Source organism: Fimbriimonadales bacterium (assembly GCA_035559795.1).
Lineage (GTDB): Bacteria > Armatimonadota > Fimbriimonadia > Fimbriimonadales > ATM1 > DATMAR01.
On the sequence record DATMAR010000003.1, the window covers coordinates 683,729 to 703,645 of the forward strand.

Below are 19,917 nucleotides of genomic sequence, written 5' to 3' on the forward strand. Positions count from 1 at the left end.
TATGTTAGATGTTATTTTTCGGGAGAATAAGCATGCTGTCTCCGAAACTCAAAAAACGATATTCGAGTCTAAGTGCCTCATGATAGGCTTTCATAAGAAGTTCTTTACCGCAGAATGCCGCGACTAAAAGAAGCATAGTCGTTCTCGGCATGTGAAAATTCGTAATGAGTCCATCCACGATTTTGAAAGAATAGCCCGGTGTAATCATAAGCTCTGTTACTCCTTCTCCTGATTTTATTTTTCTTTTCTTTATTGCGGCTGATTCTACCGCACGAACGGAAGTCGTTCCTACTGCGAAGATACGACCGCGGCAGTTCTCTATTTTACGCGATGTTTCTTCGGGAATCTCGTATCGCTCCCCATGCATTTTATGGTCGCAAACATCGTCGGTTCGGACAGGGCGAAAAGTGTCGATACCGATATCCAGTGTGATGGTCGCTTGCTGAACGCCTTTTTCTTCGAGCGCTTCTAAAACTCTCGGTGTAAAGTGCAAGCCCGCTGTTGGCGCAGCGGCGCTTCCCGGTTTTCGGGAATAAATCGTTTGGTAGCGTTCGGAATCTTCCAAATCGAAAAACACATAGGGTGGCAAAGGAACTTTACCGAAACTTTTCAGTTCTTCATAAGAAACTGGGGGGGAGAATTGCAGAACGCGCATTCCGTCATCTAAAATCGAATGGACTGTTGCACGAATTCCATTCGAGAATTCGATGCATGTTCCGAGTTGCAACCTTTTAGCCGGTCGTACGATGGATTCGAACAGCCCATCACCCGTTTCCCTGAGAAGCAATACTTCCACTTTCCCCCCCGTAGTTTTCCGTCCGTAAAGTCGCAGCGCAGTAACTCGCGTATCGTTGAGAATCAAAAGATCTCCTTCTTCGAGATAATTAGGAAGTTCGTAAAACAAACGATGCTCGATTACTCCGGTATTAGGATGAACAACGAGCATCTTTGCGTTATCGCGAGGTTCTAAAGGCGATTGCGCTATGGCTTCTCTTGGCAACGTATAATCGAACTCGCTTATACGCATATTCCCACCACTTGCGTGACTTCGAGTAGAGATTGGAGCGGTTTGTCTTCTACGAGAAAATGCGGCCGTTCACCATTTCTAATAATCAAACGCGCATTCCAACCTGCGTCCTTTGCCCCTAAGTAATCGTCTTCGAAGGAATCGCCGATATGGAGCGCTTCGCTCGGCGCGACATTTGCTCGATGCAATGCTTCTCGAAAAATTCCCTCATTCGGTTTTTCGATGCCGATTTCTAAAGAGGGAATGACGAAATCGAAGTATTTTCGTAACTCGAGATTATCGATAATCTTATGCAGTGAACTATCCCAATTGCTGAGCACTCCGAGTTTAAAATTCGATTTTCGCAACTGTCGCAGTGTAGGAACGACATCCGAATACAATCGAAAAACCATCCCATCGGTTGAAAAAATGTTTCTTGTGAGCCATTCGTATAATTCGCGAGATAGCGTCGGGTCTTGACCGATGGATACTAACCATTCTGCAATTTCCCCCTGCCAAAAAGCTCGAATTTCCGCAGGATCTTTGCGGAGTTCTACTTCTTCATGCTCCGCTCTTTTTAGGGAATGGATTTTTTCGAAATTTCGTTTTGCAATTTCTTTGTCTAAAAGAATTCCATGCTCTTCTGCAGCACGCAAAATCAACTCTGCAGGTTCCCAACGACTCTCGATGAGAGTTCCTGCAGCATCGAATGTAATTAACTTTATCCTCTTCTCAGCCATGCGATAAACCAAAGCACCAAAGTTAACACGATGCTCAAAAGAATCATCGTTACAATAGGAAAGTAGAAAGTGAATCCGTCTTTTTGAATCAAAATATCGCCTGGCAATCTTCCGATTCGAAACCCACTTCCCTTCGAGGCGAGCCACAAAAGAAGCCCGAAACCAGCCAAGCTCAAACCTATAAAAATCATGAACTTCGCGAATACGGCAAGTTCGTCCATGATTTTCGAGTATGGCAGAAAAGGGATAAAAGAGCAAGTTTTTACGATAATCTGGGAGATTCTCTATCGGTTCTAAGCGGTATCCTTCAAGGATATGGAACTTCAACCCGTCCGATGGGAGGGGAATTCCCTTTTCGTGCTCGACCAGCGCTTCCTTCCCGAAGAGGAGGTTTGGTTGGAATGTAAAACTTGGAAGGATGTAGCCGAAGCGATTCGCAACATGGCGGTGCGAGGTGCTCCTCTTATCGGAATTGCCGCAGCTTACGGGCTCGCATTAGCGCAACGACAAGGCGAAAACGTAAAATTTGCATACGAAGAGTTATCGAAAACTCGCCCGACTGGAGTGAACTTGGCATTCGCTTTAGAAAGAACGATAAATTCGAGCGACTTCCTCGAAGAGGCACAAAAAATCCATCGAGAGGAGCGCGAGAGAAACGAGAAAATCGGAAAACACGGTGTTACGTTACTGAAAAATCGCGGAAACATCATGACACTTTGCAATACAGGAAGTTTGGCAACGGCTGGGATAGGAACTGCTTTGGGTGTGATACGCACTGCATTTCGGATGGGCATGTTGAACGAAGCGATTGTTTTGGAGACTCGTCCAAGATTACAAGGCGCGAAACTCACCGCATGGGAATTGCAAAAAGACGAAATACCTTTTCGCATTATCACCGATGGAGCGGCTGCATACTATATGAAAACTAAAAGCGCAGAGTTAATCGTCACAGGAGCGGACTGTATCGCAGCGAATGGAGACACAGCGAATAAAATAGGGACGTATGCTCTTGCAATTCAGGCTTCGTATCATAATATCCCTTTCGTCGTGGCGGCGCCATCTTCGACGATTGATTCCCGAAAGCATTCCGGAGACGAGATTCCTATCGAAGAGCGAGGAGTAGAAGAAGTTATGAATATTTTGCATTCCTCGAAAATAAAAGGAAACGTATGGAACCCTGCATTCGATGTAACTCCAGCGCATCTCATTTCTCACATCGTTACCGAAAACGGGATTTACAGTCATCCCTATGATTTTCGGCATGTCTATTCCACACAAGGTGTATGAAAACGATTTCAGAATAATCTGAAAAAACTTTTTTAGCAAATTAAAGTGAAAACGCTGAACTCCAAAGAGTCTTCCTTCGAAAAAACTCCGGTAAAAAAGGAATTGCGTAAAAAAATGTCGCTTGGAGAGTGGTGGAGTAGGAATCAACCGAGGCTTTACGGCGTTCTTATACACTGGTTGGCGAGAATCATAGGTCTTACGATGAGAATCCGTGTTATAGGAGAGGAAAAGTTAAAAGAATATGCGGGGGGAAAAATCATCGCCGGATGGCACGGACGCACATTTTTGGCGGCGATATATTTTCGGAATCGAGGTTATTACACTTTAATCAGCCATTCCAGAGACGGAGAGATGCAATACGGGATATTTCGGCGTTTCGGTTTCAAAACCGTGCGAGGAAGCACCGGTCGAGGGGGGGCAAGGGCAGCGGTGGAGTGTGCGAAGTTATTAAGAGAGAACAATACTTTCGTGTGGACACCGGATGGACCTCGTGGTCCTTCGCAACGCGTGCAGAGAGGGATTTTATGGCTCGCGCAAAAAGGAAATGCTCTCATCTTCCCTGCGGCCTCTTCAGCAAGACCGCGCAAAATTCTTTCCAGTTGGGATAGTTACATGATCCCCTATCCGTTCAGTAAAGGAATTATTATCATCGGCAATCCGATATCTGTCTCTGATCATCTCGGAGAGGAAGGGCTTTCGGAACTGGCTGAAAAGTTAGAAAGCGAATTGAATGACTTACAGAAACAAGCAGAAACGGCGTTGGGTTATTCATGATACGCATCTTTTACAATATTTTGATGATCGTTCTTTCGCCAGTTTGGCTAGTTTGGATGGTGTATCGCACCCGAAAGCGACAACAGCAGCCGAATTGGTCGGAAAGGTGGGGCAATTATTCGATTTCTCCTGACGATACGCGCAAACGGATATGGCTTCATGCTGTTAGTGTGGGAGAGGTGATGGCGGCGAAACCGATTTTGAAAGAACTGCGAGCGTTGCTCCCAGACGTTCGAATCGTCGTAACGTGCACGACGAGCACGGGTTATGGAGTTGCACGGTCCTTGTTGGGAATGGAGGCGGATTATTTATTTTATTTTCCTTTAGATCTGCCGAGTGCTTGCAAACGTGCGATGGCGAGTGTATCTCCTTCCGTGGTCGTGATTATGGAAACGGAATTGTGGCTCAACTTCGTTTGGGCTGCGAAAAAATTTCTGGCTAAGGTATGTATTGCAAACGGAAGAATGTCAGAAAAAAGTTTTCGCAAAGCCTCGCGCATTTCGTTCTATTATAGAAGTGTGTTTTCGTACATAGATGCTTGCTTCGTACAGACAGAAGGAGACGCAGAAAGATTTAGCAAACTGGGGGGGAAAAACATACGGGTTCTCGGAAACTCCAAATATGACGAGGCATCGAGGATAGAAACTAAAAGAGATTGGCGAAAAGAAATCCATCTAAGCCCTTCGGAGAGATGGATCGTAGTCGGGAGCGTGAGAGGAGAATACGAAGAGGATTTCGTTTTGGAGGCATTGCGCGGTATCGAAGCACGCATTCTTTTCGCTCCTCGTCATATCGAAAGAGCGGAAGAAATTTTGAATAAAGCGCAGAAAATGGGATTTCGAACGGGAAGGCGTTCGCGGGGCGAAAACGAAGCGCAATTTTTGGTTTTGGATACTTTCGGTGAACTTGCATCTACCTATTGGCAAGCCGACCTTGCAATTATCGGAGGAGGTTTCGATAAACTGGGTGGTCAAAATATCATCCAGCCCATGGCAGCAGGGTGCCCTGTTGTGTGTGGTCCGCATATGGATAATTTTAGGGAAGCATTCGAAGAAGGAATGGAAGCTGGGGCTTTGAAAGTCGCCCATACTTCGCGTGAACTACGGGAAATTGTCGAAACTCTTCTCGATGATGCAAAACTTCGGGAGGATATGGGCTCTCAGGGGAAAGCGTTGGTCGAACGGCATCGAAACGCTGCTAAAAGATACGCTCTTGCAATTGCGGAATTGGTGAGTGTGTATCATAAAGAAATCGAACCGAATTATCCGACTGTAGGAGCATCGAAGGACGCAGGATAGCGATATGCAAGAACACAACAGTTTCCCTTTGCTTGAAACTATAACGAAACCATTGGATTTACACAAACTCACTCGGCAACAATTGCATGAAATTTGCACGGAAATACGGCGCGCCCTCGTCGAAAACGTTTGCAGAACGGGGGGGCATTTCGCCAGCAATTTAGGAACCGTTGAACTGACCGTAGCCTTATATGCCACCTTTCGCCTTCCTCCCGATATAGTCTGTTGGGATACGGGTCATCAGGCTTATCCTCATAAGATGCTAACAGGGCGATTATCGAAATTCGGAACGCTGAGACAATACGGGGGGCTGAGCGGTTTTCTTCGAATGTCAGAAAGCGAATACGACCATTGGGGTGCAGGGCATGCGTGCACTGCGCTCTCTGCGGCACTCGGCTATGCCGTGGCAAGGGACAAAAAAGGAACGGACGAAAAAGTCGTTGCCATCGTCGGAGACGCCGCTCTTACGGGGGGGATGAGTTGGGAAGCGTTGAATAATGCCGCGCTTTTGGAAACGGATATTTGTGTAGTTCTCAATGATAATAAGATGTCCATAGCGGAAAACGTGGGTGTTCTTACTCACCATTTTGCGAAACTTCGCAGCCGGCCATGGTTTACCAATGCGGAAGAAATTGCAAAACGCATGGTGGAAAGACTTCCCAAGCCGATTCAACGCGCGGCGGCAGGATTACGACACGGTGTTACGCACTATTTCGCTCCCGAGGATGCGGGTGCGATTTTCGAGGAACTCGGCTTTCATTATTTCGGACCCATAGATGGTCATAACTTGGATGTGATGTTGGACGTGTTTGCGAATTTGAGGGAATTGAAAGGTCCTATTTTCGCGCATTGCATCACCGTGAAAGGAAAAGGATACGAAGTTGCAGAACAAGATGCTCGCAAATGGCATGGTGTTATTCCTTTCGACCCGGATGCTTGTGAAATGCCGAAGAGTTCGGGACCTCCCACCTATACGCAAGTTTTCGGAGACACCATTTTGGAACTTGCAAAAAAGGACCCGACCATCGTCGCTATCACCGCAGCGATGCCGGATGGCACTGGACTCGCAAAATTCGCAAAGGAACTTCCGAATCAATTTTATGATGTAGGGATTGCAGAGCAACATGCAGTAACTTTCGCTGCCGGTTTGGCTGCGGGGGGGCTCAAGCCTGCTTGCGCGATTTATTCCACTTTTCTCCAGCGCGCTTTCGACCAAGTTTTGCACGATGTGGCGATTCAGAATTTGCCTGTACGTTTGTTCCTCGATCGTGCTGGCTTAGTCGGGGCGGATGGTGCGACTCACCACGGAGCGTTCGACATCAGTTATCTTTCGCTCATTCCGAATTTGGTTATTCTCGCACCGAGAGACACGAACGAACTCGATGAGATGATTCGATTTGCAATGAACTACGGAAAAGGACCTATTGCCGTGAGATATCCGAGAGGTTCTTCGGATTCGATTCTTCCGGAGAGCAGAACTCCTATCGAATTCGGTGTCGCTGAGACGTTGCGCAGGGGTTCGGATGTCGGTCTCATCGGAATCGGAACGACGGTCGCAATGTGTTATCGAGCCGCTTGCGCACTCGCAGAAGAAAACATCGAAGCGGAAGTGTTGAATGCACGTTTTGCCAAGCCACTCGACGAAAACGCAATTCTCTCGCTTGCTAAAAAAACGAAAAGGTTGGTCGTTGCGGAAGAAAACGTGGCTACGGGGGGGTTCGGAGAAGCAGTCGTTCGCCTTTTACAATTGCATCATCTTGCGGATATTCCTGTAATTGTGATGGCTCTTCCCGATAGATTTGTCGAACACGGTTCACAAAAAGAGTTAGCGGAAGAGGTGGGTTTGACGGTGGAGAATGCCGTTCGAAACGCGAAAGGGTTGTTGGATTATTCGAAAAAGAAAATTTCTTCGAATGTGATTCGATTTACTTAAACACTCGCTATCGCTCCTACGAACCGATGCCGAATAGCAATCGCGCCGTCTGTGCCACGATGAAACAGACGAGGAAAGCAAGCGCAAGCGGCAATAAAGTGGCGATGGCAGTCCATTTTATACTTTTTGTTTCTTTATAAATCGTGAGGATTGTCGTAGAGCAAGGGTTATGCAAAAGGGAAAAAAGCATCAGCGAAATCGCAGTTACGATTGTCCAACCTTGGTCAACGACTAATAGGTGACGCAACTGTTCCATGTTTTCCACTTCTACCATCCTATCCATATTCATGTATCCCATCAAAATCGTAGGAACGACGATTTCATTAGCAGGAATCGCGATGATATAGGCTAACAAAATGATTCCATCCAAACCGATTGCTTTCCCGAGTGGGTCTAATGCACCGGCGATGTGAGCCATCAAACTTTGATCACCGGCGTAAACATTCCCTAAAATCCAAGCCAAGCCTCCGCATGGCGCAGCCATGATAATAGCTCGCCAAAGAACGAATATCGTTCTATCGATCATCGAAGTGTAAAGAATCTGAAGAATTCGAGGCTTTCTATAGGGCGGTAATTCCAAAGTGAAATTCGAAACATGCCCTTTCAATACACTGCGCGATAAAAACCAAGAAACCAAAAGAGTAACGGCTATCCCGAAAAGCGTGAGTGCGACTAAGGAAGACGCTGCAGCGATAGATGCGATTCCGGCAGGAAATGCAGCTGCAACGAAAATCGTAGCCAACATAATCAACGTGGGCCATCTCCCGTTGCATGGCATAAAGTTGTTCGTGATGATGGCAATGAGTCTTTCTCGCGGAGAATCAATGATGCGTGTGGAAATCACTCCTGCTGCATTACAACCGAAACCCATCGCCATAGAAAGAGCCTGTTTGCCATGAGCCCCTGCGCGTTTGAAAACTCGATCCACATTGAAAGCCACTCGCGGTAAATAACCTAAATCCTCCAAAAGGGTGAAAATCGGGAAGAAAATCGCCATGGGGGGGAGCATGACCGAAATGACCCATGCGAGACCGCGATAAACACCGTGCACGAAAAATCCGGTGAACCAAGTTGGAGAACCAATACTCGTAAACAGAAATTCGAGTTGATCTTCGAGCCAAAATAACCCTGTTGCAATCATCTGAGAAGGGTAATTCGCACCTTTTATCGTTACCCAAAACACCCCCATCAAAAGTAATAGCATTACGGGAAAGCCCCATATTTTGCTCGTCAGGATTCGGTCTATTTTCTCGTCCCAGTTCGTCGCAATTTTTCGCGTTCGCTTAACTGCACGCGATGCAATGAGAGAGGCTTCGGAATAAATTTCCGTGACACTCGCATCACGAACTTTGTCCCCCCATTGTTCGCGCATTTCTTTAGCGCGCTCCAACAAACTCGCGAGTTTTGGATTGTTCTGAGCGAAAGTAGGAGCGCTCATGAGCGAGCCTCCTTCGTAAGTGATTTCGTTAACAATGCGAGTCGTCCGTTCGCCAATTCTTCATCTAATTTCGCGTCACTATCCAAAAGCCTCAACGCAATCCATTCCGGATTCGAAATTCCTGGAAGAGCCTCTCGTACGAATGGCAAAAGTTGTTCGACTGCCGATTTCAGTTCCTCGCTGATTTTGGGGGGGCGAGGCTTCGTTATTATTTCTTTCGAAGCGATTTTGTAAACGGCGTCTGCTAATTCTTCCAAGCCTTTTTTACGAGTCGCAATGCAAGGGACTACAGGGATGCTCAAATCTTTCGAGAGTTGTTGATGATTCACTTCGATTCCCTTACGCTCTGCCTCGTCTACTAAATTCAATGCAATTACTACCTTTCCCGTAATTTCTAAAATCTGCAAAGTCAGGTTGAGATTTCTTTCGATGTTCGTAGCATCCATGACCACGATGGTAGCGTCCGGTGCTCCGTACAACAGAAAGTCTCGAACAATCGCTTCGTGTTCCGTGGGTGCATAAAGGGAGTAGGTCCCCGGCAAATCCACTAATTTGAACTTCTTTTCTTTGAAACGAAATGAACCTTCCGCGCGCGTAACTGTCTTTCCGGGCCAGTTGCCGGTGTGCTGCCTTAAACCAGTTAGCGCGTTGAAAAGAGTGCTTTTGCCGGTGTTCGGATTTCCCGCCAAGCCGACGAGAAAATCGAAACCGTTCAGCTTCAAGCCGAATTCTTCAATTCTCTTCGTCATCTTTTCTTCCTATCCCAGAACCTATTCGCTTAACGAAAATCTTCGAAGCATCTTCCTCCCGAAGCGCGACCTGCGAACCCTTTATCCGATAAGCAGTGGGGTCGCCCCACGGGCTCAGCATGACTACTTCTACTTCAGCGCCCGGAATAAAGCCGAGGTCTAAGAGTCTCCTTCTTGCTGCGCCATCGACACGTACCTCGAGAATCACGGCACGCTCCCCTGACGATAACTGCGATAAGATTGTCTCGCTATGTATCGCTGGCATTTCGAACCTCCTTGGTAGGTTTCGGGGGAATCGGCTTGCCATGAGGGCAGGTGGTGGGGTGCCCTAAAAGTTCGGCGATACGGTCCTCGAATTCTTCCGTGATGTGGTGCTCGAGAATCTCCGCCTGAGCATGAACTTCGTCAGGAGTGAAGCCCAAATGCTCGGTCAAATACCGTTCGAGGAGCCGATGATGTCGGATCATTTCGAGTGCTAACTCCTCACCGGCAGGGGTTAGGCGAGCACCGTAGTAGGGGGTGTGCTCGACCCAGCCTTTTGCCTTGAGAAACCTGAGCATCTTGCTCACAGCCGCCTGTGTGTTTCCCAAGACCTCTGCCAGATGCTTGGTGTTTGCCCTTTCTCCGGTTCGGCTCAAGGTGTAGATCGCCTTTACGTAGTCTTGAATTGCTGAGGTCACGCGTTAAATATTAACCTAGGTTGAAAAATTTGTCAAGGGTTAAATTTTTTGCGGTTTATACTTGACTTTTTAGTAAACTTTCTCCTATAATCCGGGTTGAGAAAAACAAGCCATGGCAAAAGAATTAGAAGGCACTCAAATCATCGAAACTTTCGCGGGACAGGAATATAAGTGGGGTTTCGTGACCCCCATCGAAGCGGACAAGCTTCCACCGGGGCTCAATGAGGAGGTCATTCGCGAAATAAGCCGAAGGAAGGAAGAACCCGATTGGCTTCTGGAATTCCGGCTGAAGAGTTTCCGCCATTGGTTGCGAATGAGAGAGCCTCATTGGCATAACGCCGTTTACCCACCTGTTGACTATCAGGCAATAAGTTATTACGCTGCACCCAAGGGTTTCCCTAAATACCAAAGCCTCGATGAAGTAGACCCAGAACTTCTTCGAACTTTCGAGAAATTGGGCATCCCGTTGGAAGAGCAGAAAGTGCTTGCTGGTGTCGCTGTGGATGCGGTTTTCGATTCGGTTTCGGTTGCCACGACTTTCAAAGAGAAACTCAAAGAGTTGGGAATCATCTTTTGCTCAATGAGCGAAGCGGTTCGAGAGCATTCGGAATTAGTGCGTGAGTATTTAGGCTCTGTCGTTCCTTACAGCGATAATTATTTCGCAACTTTGAATTCGGCGGTTTTCAGTGACGGCTCATTCGTTTATGTCCCGAAGGGTGTGCGCTGTCCGATGGAACTCTCTACGTATTTCCGTATCAACGAACAGCAAACCGGTCAATTCGAAAGAACGCTTATCATCGCAGACGAAGGTGCATATGTAAGTTATCTCGAAGGATGCACGGCACCGATGCGAGACGAAAATCAATTGCACGCGGCAGTCGTCGAACTCATCGCTCACAAGGATGCAACGATTAAATATTCGACGGTACAAAATTGGTATCCGGGTGATAAAGAAGGAAACGGAGGGATTTACAACTTCGTTACGAAGCGAGGAATCTGCAGAGGCGAGAACAGCAAAATCACATGGACGCAAGTGGAAACGGGTTCTGCAATCACCTGGAAATATCCGAGCGTGATTTTGAAAGGGGATAACTCGGTTGGAGAATTTTATTCTGTCGCATTGACCGTGAATCGCCAACAGGCTGACACGGGAACGAAGATGATTCATATCGGCAAAAATACGAAATCCACGATTGTCAGTAAGGGAATTTCGGGGGGGTTCGGACAGAACACGTATCGTGGCTTGGTGAAAATCAATGCAGGAGCCGACAATGCGCGGAACTACTCGCAATGCGATTCGATGCTTTTAGGGAGCCAATGCGGTGCGCATACATTTCCTTATATCGAAGTGAAAAATCCGACGGCAATCGTCGAGCACGAGGCTTCGACTTCTAAAATCGGGGAAGACCAAATTTTCTATTGCAAGCAACGGGGGATTTCGACAGAAGACGCGGTGAACATGATTGTGAGCGGATTTTGCAAAGAAGTTTTCAAGGAATTGCCGATGGAATTCGCAGTCGAGGCGCAGAAATTGCTCGGTGTTAGCCTAGAAGGCAGCGTCGGTTAATTCGTAATCTTTACGCGTAAAACGATAAACTTCGAATAAATTCCGAACTTTCCCACCCTGAAAGAAATTCGAAACGCTCCGATAAAAAGAGCCGGATGAACAGGGGAATTCAAGCCGCTGCGAACGGAATGCAAGCGAATCAACTCCTTTTGGATGTGCTTGCAAATAATCTCGCAAATCTCGATACCGTCGCTTTCAAGCGCGACGGTGTTTTATTTGCCGAGATGCTCGAGCGCGAAATGTTTATCCCCGACTCCTTCGGCGAACATGCTATCGGGAGGTTAGGTTCTAGTGTGAATGTGTTAGGTACGTACACTTCGCAAAGTGTCGGACCTGCCGTAATCACAGGGAATCCACTCGATGTCATGCTGGAAAAGTCGAATCAGTTTTTTGCAATCGAAACACCCGATGGGATTCGTTACACGCGGGACGGAGAATTTCGACCGAATAACGAAGGATATCTTGCTACGCGCGATGGATATCCGGTGCTCGATGCATCAGGGCGCGCAATTCTTCTTCCGCAGGGAGCGGAAAAAATCGAAATTGCAAAGAACGGAGCCATAATTGTGGATGGTGCGGAAATCGCGACTTTAGATGTACGCGAAGGAAACTTGACGAAAGTCGGAAAGAATTTATATGTCGGGGAACCATTCGTTACGGAGAATCCCATAGTTTCATCCGGAGTTCTCGAAGGCTCGAATGTCAGTGCAATCGAATGCATGGTAGAGATGATTTCTCTTTTGCGAAATTTCGAAGCTGCAAATCGGGCTGTGAGAACACAAGACGAATTGACGGAACGGTTGCTTCAAAGCCTTGCAACGCGTTAAGCCGGACTCGGTGACATAAAAACCGAGAGGCTTATCGTCTCGGAGCGAATGAAGAGACGGTAACGCAAGGCGAACGAGCGCCGCTCCTCTGAATAGGAGGAAAAGGCATGAATCGCTCGCTTACGACTGCTGCCACCGGAATGGTGGTGCAACAAAGAAATTTAGACATTATCGCCAACAACTTGGCGAACGTCAATACCACCGCTTTTAAAGCCAATCGGGCGGAATTCCAAGACCTCATGTATCAGACTTTGCGTCTTGCCGGCGCAGAGCAAGGGGGGGGAAATTTATTGCCTGCTTCTCAGCAAGTGGGCATGGGTGCAAAATTCGTCTCCAATGCAACGAGTTTCGATAACGGTCCTTTACAGACTACGGGGGGGACATTCGATGTAGCCATCAACGGCAAAGGCTTTTTCGGCGTGACACTTTCGGACGGAACAACCGCTTACACCCGAGACGGAAGTTTCAAACTCAGCGCAGACGGAACGCTCGTTACGAGCGACGGATATCCTTTACTGGGGGGGATTATCATTCCTCCCGATGCGCAAAGCGTAACCATAGCACCGAATGGCACGGTGACGGCGCAAATCAGCGGACAAACCGAACCGCAAATATTAGGACAAATCAACATTTGGACGTTTTCGAATCCGGCTGGCTTAGAAAGAATGGGAAAGAATCTATATCGTGGTACTGTCGCAAGCGGGGAAGCGACGGAAACAGAACCAGGGCTCAACGGAAGCGGAACACTCGAGCAAGGGTTTTTGGAAGGCTCGAATGTTCAAATCGTGGATGAAATGGTGCGGTTGATTCTCGCACAGCGGGCTTACGAGGTGAATTCCAAAGCGATTCAAACCGCGGATGAAATGCTGAATTCCACGAATAATCTGAAGCGATAAGGGGGGGGAATAAGTGATGAAGAATTTTTCGGTTTTTGTCTCGTTCAATCTTGTCCTCATCGCCGGCGTCTTCTCGACCGCCATCGCATCTCGGGGCAGCGATGCTTATTTCAGCGGTGTATATTTCATCGAAGGCGCCGGCTTCTTTCCTCTCGAAAAAAACGGGGAAATCGTTTACGTAAAAGAAGGAAATTTTGGATGCAAGGGACTCGCCGTGGTGCACGAGAGCGGGTTAAGGCTTTATCCACCTATAAAAGTTCCGACAGGAGCGAGCGCAATTTCAATCGCTGCGAACGGCGATGTGATGGCGCACGTGGGAAATCAAGAGAGGAAAATCGGAAAGATTCTTCTTGCAGTTTTCCCCGATACCTGCGTGATGATAGAAGAGGGGGGGATATGGAAAAGCAATGCAAAACCTAAATATGAAATTCCCGGAGTAAACGGATGCGGGAAAATCCTCAAACGAAATACGCAAGTTCGAAATAACAAGACTATTTCGATTCGCGTGAAATCGCTTTCCGAAATCTCCGGGAAAACGATTTCGCTCGGGGAGGTTGCACTCGTCGAAGGGCATAAAAGTCTCGTGGATAAAATCAATGCAGTCTCTTTGGGTGCCTCTCCCGATATCGGAAATGAACGCCTCATCACAAGGATTACGATACAGAATGCATTGCAATCCGCAAAGATTCCCCTTGAAAGCGTGGAGATCATCGTCCCTTCACGGGCAATCGTGCGAAGATGCGCGCGAATGGTCAGCGGAGAAGAAATCGAACAATTCGCTCGAGAGTGGATACAAGCGAATTTTCCGACTCTGCAGAACCTCGAATTAGTTCAAAAACCTTCTGCGCGAAAAGTTGCGGATGGAGACTTGCGCTTCCGAGTGAGTTATCACAAAGAAACAGAGAGGTCGCTCGTTCTTTCCGTCGAAGCGAGCCTCGATGGTGAAAAACAATTCGTTCAGCAACTCGTTTTCAACAAGCCAAATCAAAAACCGGACATAAAGCCAGGTGCGATTGTGAATATAGTTCTTCAATCGAATGGCATAACCGTTGAAACTACAGGGAAAGTGAAATCCGTGAGTGAGAATGGGCAAGTGACCGTTACAATCGAACCGACAAAAGCAATCGTAACCGGGACATTGCGTCCCGATGGTGTCGTGGAGGTGAAGTTATGAAAAGACTTATAACTATGAAAAGACTTATAACTTTGTTCGTTTGTTGCATTTCTGTTTCTGGATTTTCCCAAATTTTTAATCCTGGCTCTCTTTGGGATGACAGTGTAGGAAATCCTTATGCGGATAGGAAAGCAACGCGCGTAGGAGACATTCTTACCGTCATCATCTCGGAAACGAGCAGTGCGAGTTCTTCGGCGCAAACGAGAACTTCGAAAAGCGATTCGACGAGAATAGACGCCGGCATCGGGCCGATTCTTCGCGCCCTTATCCCTCATTGGGAAAGCGGGACGGAATTCGAAAGCGAAGGACAAGGAGTTACTCAACGTTCGGGGAGATTGCTCGCGAGGCTTACGGTTGTCGTGAAAGCGATCTTGCCGAACGGAAACATGGTCATCGAAGGTTCGCGTTTCGTGCAAGTGAACAAAGAAACGATGCGCTTGGTAATAAGCGGCATCGTTCGTCCTTACGATATCCGTACGGACAATACGATTTTGAGCGAGTTTATCGCTGAGGCTTCGATTCGTTACGAAGGAAAAGGTACCGTCGGAGACCGTCAGCGAAAAGGCTTGATCAATCAGTTATTGGATTGGCTGTTCTAAAAAGGGGGGGATATGAGATTGCTGACAAGTTTCACGATTCTTGCGAGTATTTCTCTCGCGTATGCAGAGGGGGGTCTGCTTGGTGATTCGGAGCAAGGAAACGTTGTTTCCCAAACTCCGAAAAAAGAAGCGGGGATGCAAAAAGGAGAAAACCTCGGTGCGCTAAAGGTACGAATCAAAGACCTCACTCGTGTGCGAGGTGTACGCAGCAACCAGATTAGCAACATCGGAGTCGTGGTGGGGCTCGAAGGTACGGGAGACACGAGGAATTCTCCCTTTGCACAATTGGCGATAACGAATCTGATGCGCGATTTCGGAATCACCATAGATTCACGTCAACTGAATCTGAAAAACGTCGCTATCGTAATGGTGACTGCTGAACTGCCTCCTTTCGTGAGACCGGGCAATCGCATAGACGTTACGGTGAGCTCCATTGGAGATGCGAAAAGTTTGAAGGGAGGATATCTATTGCAAACCCCCTTATACTCTGCTCGAAAGGATGTCGCTTATGCAGTCGCTATGGGACCTGTGAGCATTGGCGGATTTAATTTCGCGCAGGGCGGAACGGAACGACAAAAAAATCACACGACGGTAGGATTGATAACAGGGGGGGCACTCGTCGAACGTCCCGTCGAAACCCAATACGAATTCAATGGCAGTTTGTTTTTGGAACTTATCGAACCGGATTTCACCACAGCGAACCGAATTGCGGAAGCCATCAATTCCTCGTATAAAGATTTGTCGGCGGTGGCTTGGGATGCAGGGGGGGTGGAAGTCCGTGGTGCTCAGTCTACGATTCTCGACCCGGTAGAGGTGCTCAGTCGTGTGGAATCCCTCATGGTGGTTCCCGATGCCATCGCTACGATAGTAATCAATGAAAGAACTGGGACGATTGTCGTAGGGGGGGATGTCAAAATCGGCTCTGCGATGATTGCTCACGGTGGATTAACCGTAAAAATCAATCAGTATAACGAAATCGTTCAACCGCTTCCCTTCAGTAGAGGAACGACGGAGACGCAAACGAACACGGATGTGCAAGTGAAAGAAGACATCGTTCGCATCGGAGTCGTGAAATCCAATGCGACTTTAGACGATTTAGCGAAAATCTTTCGCGCTTTGAGAGTTACGCCGCGCGACATGATTGCGATTATCGAAGCGCTGCGGGCTCAAGGTGCAATCAAAGCGGTGGTGAAAGTGCAATGAACGGTATTCAGTTTTCTTCCCGCAATGCAGTTGCGACCCATCCCGCTCTTACAGCAGAGCAAAAAGAATTGGCGCGTTTGAAAAAGGCATGCTGCGAGTTCGAAGCTCTTTTAGTGAAGCAACTCTTTGCAGAGATGCGCAAGAGTGCGACAGAAGGATGGATGGGGGGGAATTTCCAAGCGAAATTCTACGAAGACTTTCTCGATGATGCGATTGCAAAACAAATAACGACGGGAAAGGGAATCGGAATAAGCGAGATGTTGTATTCGCAAATGAAGGAGGTCGTATTGAGTCGTTTCTCAAACCGAGCAGAGAGTCAAGACGGAAAAATTCGCGAGTCGTCTAGCGCTCCCCAAAAAAACAATGGCGGGAGAAGTCCCGCTGAAAAAATTCTTCTCAAGGAGAAAACTTCGTGAAAACGAAAGAATTGCAAACGATTTGGTGGGAATACCTTTCTACAGCAGAACGCTTGCTTCGTTCTTTGCACGAACAAACCGCGGCGATTATGTTGCGAGATGTGGAACGTATCGAGCGTTTGCAACCCGAATTGGAGTCGCTTTTGGAACAACTCGTGCAAGTGGATGAGAAAGCAGTCGCTTGCGCGCGCAAACTCACCAGTGAATTGAATGTTCCGAATAATTTCAAATCGTTGGTGGAAGCTCTGGACGAGGGGGAGGCGAAATCGGTTCACGCCTTGGCAAACAGAGTGAAGGCGAGTGCGCAAACAGTTCAATCCGTTATCGAAAAGAATCAAAACTTGATCGAGAATGAACTCGCTTTCGTTGCTGGGTCTCTTCATCTTCTTGCGAAAATCGTCGAGAATAGAGAAGGGGATTACGGAATTCGCACGCACGCAGCAGTATTAATTGACCAAAGGACATAAATCATGCCCTCTGCATTTTCCGGTATCGAGATTGCTTCGAACGCACTTCGAGCTTTCGAATTTGCGCTAAACATCACCGGGCATAACCTTTCGAATATCGAAACATCGGGTTATTCCAGACAGCGCGTGGAGTTTGGGCAAACCCCCCCGCTTACGTATTTCGCACTGAACCCCGTAACGATGGGAACGGGTGTCGGGATAGCGAGCGTCAATCGGATTCGTAATCTCTTTCTCGATGGCAAGTTTTGGCAAGCGAGTTATGAACAATCCCGAATGATGCAGTTGCTAACGACTTTAGAACAGATAGAAATGATATTCGAAGAGCCCGGATCGAACGGAATTCATTCCCTTATGGTGGGAATGTTCGATGCGTGGAACGATTTGAGCCAAAATCCGGCGAGCGAGGCTTCTCGCATGAACCTCCGAATGCAGGCGAGTCTTTTTGTTCAAAAAGTGCGGGACATACACCGCGCTCTGCAATCCCAACGGCAGGGGCTCGTTCAAGAAACTCTGACCTCCATCGAACAAATCAATCGCATTGCCAAGGAAATCAGTGATCTCAACGCAGAAATACGCACGCAAATCGCGAACGACACGAAACCGAATGACCTTTTGGATAGGCGAGGAAAACTTCTCGACGAATTGAGTACGTGGGTGGATGTTCACACGCAAGAACTCGCAGATGGAACGATTACAGTTTACATCGGAGAGTACACCCTCGTCGGTCAAGGGGGGGAATATCCTCTTCCGAACGATTTCGATGCTGCGTCGAGTTCGTTGATTGATGGTAGCGACAACATCGAAATTCGCGGTGGAAAGTTGGGGGGGCTTCTAAACGGGATACGTGCCGTCGAAATCTACACGACACAACTCGATACGCTCGTAACGGAATTGCGGGATTATGTGAATGCCTTGCATACAACCGGTGTCAACCTTAACGGCACCACCGGTATTGCCTTTTTTCAAGGCGCTAACGGCGCTGTCGATTTCGATTTATCCGATGAGATTAAAACGGATGTTCGCAACATCGCAGCCGGAACGAGCGGCGCTCCCGGAGATGGAAGCCTTGCGCTTGCGATCTCTCGTTCGAGAGACACCGATTTGGCAGGATTAGGGAATCGTTCTGTTCTCGAATATCATCGAGATTTCGTTATGCAACTCGCTCAAGAGACGAATACATATCGAACGAGTGTAACCACACAAGAATCCGCTCTGCGCCAAATCAAATCCCAGCGCCAATCCATTTCCGGGGTCAATATGGACGAGGAACTTGCGCAAATGATGCGTTTCCAAAGGTCCTATCAGGCTGCTGCGAGGGTTCTCACCGTTTTTGACCAAGTAACCGAAGAATTAATCAATGTCCTTCACTAATTCGGATGCCGATAATTATATGGGGAAACTTTCGTGAGGATTTCGTCTTCTCAGCGCTATGATGAAATGCGCTACTACCTGCAGGTAGCAGACGCAAGGTTATTTCGCCTTCAGCAGCAGCTCGCTTCGGGGAAAAAAATCCAGCAGCCGAGTGACGATCCACTTAGCGCGGTCGGGCTCTTGACCTTTCAAGAGGCGCAAAAGTTATCGGAGCAGCATCTAAGCAATGCTCGAAATGCTTTGGGTAGGTTCGCCCTCATCGAGGATGCACTCGGGCAAATTGCTGGAGTCTTTCAAAAGGCACGAACCGTGGCACTGCAGGGGGCGAACGATGCGCTTGAAGAAGCCGGTCGTGATGCCCTCGTTCAAGAAATCCAGCACTTGCAAGAGTCTTTATTAGAGTCAGCGAATACGAGAGATGGAGAAGGGAGGTTTCTGTTTTCTGGCCTTCAGGTTAATACCGAGCCGTTCGTTTTGAACAGCAACCCTCCTCCAGCACTTTCCTATCAAGGTGACGATGGGCAAAATTACATTGAAGTTGGCTCGGATTTTTCCTTACCTGGCAACATGGTGATTGCTCAAGAAGTTGTAGGGGCTTATGAGGTTTTGGAAGAGTTGAAGACAAGCCTATCGAACGGAGAAACGGAAGTTATCAGCGAAGTTGTCCTTCCGAAAATAGACGACTCCTTAAGGCAATTCAATGCTTTGCGAGGAACTGCTGGTCAATTGATGTCCCAATTCCAGACCGCGTCTGATATTTCACAGAGAAGGGTTGACCTATTTGCAGAGGAGTTGTCGAAGCGGGGAGATGCCGATTATGCGGAGACTGTGGTCGAATTTCAGACCGCTCAGTTGGCTTATCAGGCGGCACTTGCCGCTTTGAGTGCTGGGATGAGGGTTTCGTTGCTGGATTTCTTGCAATAAGTGAGATTCCGAAGCAATTTATGGAATGAAAATTTCAAAGGTCTATGAAAATTCCAACGACGAGATTCGGTGAGATCAAGGTCGAAGAAAAGCAAATTATTGACATACCTGGAGGATTGGTCGGCTTTCCCCAATGTGAACGATTCGTCCTGCTCGAACACTTGAAAGAAAGCCCGTATCGTTGGCTCCAGAGCGTAGACGAGCCTTCGGTGGCATTTTTAGTCATCAACCCTTCCTCAATTGTAAAAGACTATGCCATTCGGCTAAATCCCGAAGTTGCCGAGTCGCTTTATTTAAGCGAGGAGACCCTCAAAATGGTTTTAGCCATTGTTAGTGTCCCTCTTGGGAAGAGCAAGGAGGCGACGGTAAATTTGGTCGCTCCTATTGTTGTCAACTCGGAAAAACGATTAGGCAAGCAACTTATCTTAGAAGACACCGATTGGAGTATCCATCACAGAATCTATGGCACGAGCGAGGAAGTTCGTTCTGTTGAGGAGAAAGCCGCTTGAGTGAGAGTGCAATAATGGAGTTTGCAAGACTTTAACTAGGCATAATGCCAGGGAGGGCT

At 47.7% G+C, this 19,917-nt stretch carries 22 protein-coding genes; 15 read left to right on the plus strand and 7 right to left on the minus strand.

Annotation, left to right across the window (positions count from 1 at the left end; all coding sequences use genetic code 11):
• Nucleotides 1–4: 4 nt before the first annotated feature.
• From queA to VNK96_03835, 3 genes are read right to left on the minus strand one after another with little or no spacing between them, the layout of a single operon-like run.
• A complete protein-coding gene (gene queA / locus VNK96_03825; GenBank protein ID HWP30843.1) occupies nt 5–1,027 on the minus strand; it encodes a tRNA preQ1(34) S-adenosylmethionine ribosyltransferase-isomerase QueA in 1,023 nt (340 codons plus the stop codon).
• A complete protein-coding gene (locus VNK96_03830; GenBank protein ID HWP30844.1) occupies nt 1,018–1,746 on the minus strand; it encodes an HAD-IA family hydrolase in 729 nt (242 codons plus the stop codon). Before VNK96_03830 ends, queA begins: the two co-directional genes overlap by 10 nt.
• The gene (locus tag VNK96_03835; protein HWP30845.1) at nt 1,728–1,967 is read right to left on the minus strand and encodes a DUF2905 domain-containing protein; all 240 of its coding nucleotides are present in this window, start codon (nt 1,965–1,967) and stop codon (nt 1,728–1,730) included. The genes VNK96_03830 and VNK96_03835 overlap by 19 nt, the downstream gene beginning before the upstream one ends.
• A 94-nt stretch (nt 1,968–2,061) precedes the next feature.
• Here VNK96_03835 and mtnA point away from each other — a divergent pair, with 94 nt between their 5' ends.
• The 4 genes from mtnA to dxs all read left to right on the plus strand — a co-directional run bounded on the left by mtnA (nt 2,062) and on the right by dxs (nt 7,038).
• Entirely contained in the window at nt 2,062–3,033 is a 972-nt protein-coding gene (gene mtnA, locus VNK96_03840; GenBank protein HWP30846.1) for an S-methyl-5-thioribose-1-phosphate isomerase, read from the plus strand.
• A 114-nt stretch (nt 3,034–3,147) separates the two neighbouring features.
• The gene (locus VNK96_03845) at nt 3,148–3,807 is read left to right on the plus strand and encodes a lysophospholipid acyltransferase family protein (protein ID HWP30847.1); all 660 of its coding nucleotides are present in this window, start codon (nt 3,148–3,150) and stop codon (nt 3,805–3,807) included.
• A complete protein-coding gene (locus tag VNK96_03850; protein HWP30848.1) occupies nt 3,804–5,105 on the plus strand; it encodes a 3-deoxy-D-manno-octulosonic acid transferase in 1,302 nt (433 codons plus the stop codon). Before VNK96_03845 ends, VNK96_03850 begins: the two co-directional genes overlap by 4 nt.
• A 28-nt stretch (nt 5,106–5,133) precedes the next feature.
• Nucleotides 5,134–7,038, plus strand: coding sequence for a 1-deoxy-D-xylulose-5-phosphate synthase (gene dxs, locus VNK96_03855; GenBank protein HWP30849.1), 1,905 nt, complete (start codon nt 5,134–5,136; stop codon nt 7,036–7,038).
• Between the two features lie 16 nt (nt 7,039–7,054).
• On the opposite strand, the gene VNK96_03860 is transcribed toward dxs, so the two are convergent.
• Genes VNK96_03860 through VNK96_03875 form a run of 4 tightly spaced genes read right to left on the minus strand, consistent with a single transcriptional unit; the run spans nt 7,055 to nt 9,905 of the window.
• Complete coding sequence (locus tag VNK96_03860) at nt 7,055–8,476, minus strand: nucleoside recognition domain-containing protein (protein HWP30850.1); 1,422 nt, start codon at nt 8,474–8,476, stop codon at nt 7,055–7,057.
• Nucleotides 8,473–9,225, minus strand: coding sequence for a FeoB small GTPase domain-containing protein (locus tag VNK96_03865; protein ID HWP30851.1), 753 nt, complete (start codon nt 9,223–9,225; stop codon nt 8,473–8,475). Before VNK96_03865 ends, VNK96_03860 begins: the two co-directional genes overlap by 4 nt.
• Nucleotides 9,209–9,490: a FeoA family protein gene (locus tag VNK96_03870; protein HWP30852.1), complete on the minus strand. Its 282-nt coding sequence runs from the start codon at nt 9,488–9,490 to the stop codon at nt 9,209–9,211. The genes VNK96_03865 and VNK96_03870 overlap by 17 nt, the downstream gene beginning before the upstream one ends.
• Nucleotides 9,474–9,905, minus strand: coding sequence for a metal-dependent transcriptional regulator (locus VNK96_03875; GenBank protein HWP30853.1), 432 nt, complete (start codon nt 9,903–9,905; stop codon nt 9,474–9,476). Before VNK96_03875 ends, VNK96_03870 begins: the two co-directional genes overlap by 17 nt.
• 112 nt (nt 9,906–10,017) lie before the next feature.
• Here VNK96_03875 and sufB point away from each other — a divergent pair, with 112 nt between their 5' ends.
• The 11 genes from sufB to fliW all read left to right on the plus strand — a co-directional run bounded on the left by sufB (nt 10,018) and on the right by fliW (nt 19,858).
• Nucleotides 10,018–11,472 (plus strand): Fe-S cluster assembly protein SufB, encoded by a 1,455-nt coding sequence (sufB, locus tag VNK96_03880; protein HWP30854.1) that lies wholly within the window; start codon nt 10,018–10,020, stop codon nt 11,470–11,472.
• 95 nt (nt 11,473–11,567) lie between these two features.
• Complete coding sequence (locus VNK96_03885; GenBank protein HWP30855.1) at nt 11,568–12,299, plus strand: flagellar hook-basal body protein; 732 nt, start codon at nt 11,568–11,570, stop codon at nt 12,297–12,299.
• A 107-nt stretch (nt 12,300–12,406) separates the two neighbouring features.
• Nucleotides 12,407–13,195, plus strand: a complete 789-nt coding sequence (gene flgG, locus VNK96_03890) for a flagellar basal-body rod protein FlgG (protein HWP30856.1) — start codon at nt 12,407–12,409, stop codon at nt 13,193–13,195.
• Nucleotides 13,196–13,211: 16 nt separating this feature from the next.
• The gene (locus VNK96_03895; GenBank protein ID HWP30857.1) at nt 13,212–14,369 is read left to right on the plus strand and encodes a hypothetical protein; all 1,158 of its coding nucleotides are present in this window, start codon (nt 13,212–13,214) and stop codon (nt 14,367–14,369) included.
• Nucleotides 14,366–14,968: a flagellar basal body L-ring protein FlgH gene (locus VNK96_03900; protein ID HWP30858.1), complete on the plus strand. Its 603-nt coding sequence runs from the start codon at nt 14,366–14,368 to the stop codon at nt 14,966–14,968. Before VNK96_03895 ends, VNK96_03900 begins: the two co-directional genes overlap by 4 nt.
• 12 nt (nt 14,969–14,980) lie before the next feature.
• Nucleotides 14,981–16,171, plus strand: a complete 1,191-nt coding sequence (locus VNK96_03905) for a flagellar basal body P-ring protein FlgI (protein HWP30859.1) — start codon at nt 14,981–14,983, stop codon at nt 16,169–16,171.
• A complete protein-coding gene (locus tag VNK96_03910; GenBank protein ID HWP30860.1) occupies nt 16,168–16,587 on the plus strand; it encodes a rod-binding protein in 420 nt (139 codons plus the stop codon). The genes VNK96_03905 and VNK96_03910 overlap by 4 nt, the downstream gene beginning before the upstream one ends.
• The gene (gene flgN, locus VNK96_03915) at nt 16,584–17,054 is read left to right on the plus strand and encodes a flagellar export chaperone FlgN (protein HWP30861.1); all 471 of its coding nucleotides are present in this window, start codon (nt 16,584–16,586) and stop codon (nt 17,052–17,054) included. Before VNK96_03910 ends, flgN begins: the two co-directional genes overlap by 4 nt.
• A 3-nt stretch (nt 17,055–17,057) precedes the next feature.
• Entirely contained in the window at nt 17,058–18,425 is a 1,368-nt protein-coding gene (flgK, locus tag VNK96_03920) for a flagellar hook-associated protein FlgK (protein ID HWP30862.1), read from the plus strand.
• A gap of 33 nt (nt 18,426–18,458) precedes the next feature.
• Nucleotides 18,459–19,349: a flagellar hook-associated protein FlgL gene (flgL, locus tag VNK96_03925; GenBank protein ID HWP30863.1), complete on the plus strand. Its 891-nt coding sequence runs from the start codon at nt 18,459–18,461 to the stop codon at nt 19,347–19,349.
• Between the two features lie 44 nt (nt 19,350–19,393).
• The gene (gene fliW, locus VNK96_03930) at nt 19,394–19,858 is read left to right on the plus strand and encodes a flagellar assembly protein FliW (GenBank protein ID HWP30864.1); all 465 of its coding nucleotides are present in this window, start codon (nt 19,394–19,396) and stop codon (nt 19,856–19,858) included.
• Nucleotides 19,859–19,917: the final 59 nt, after the last annotated feature.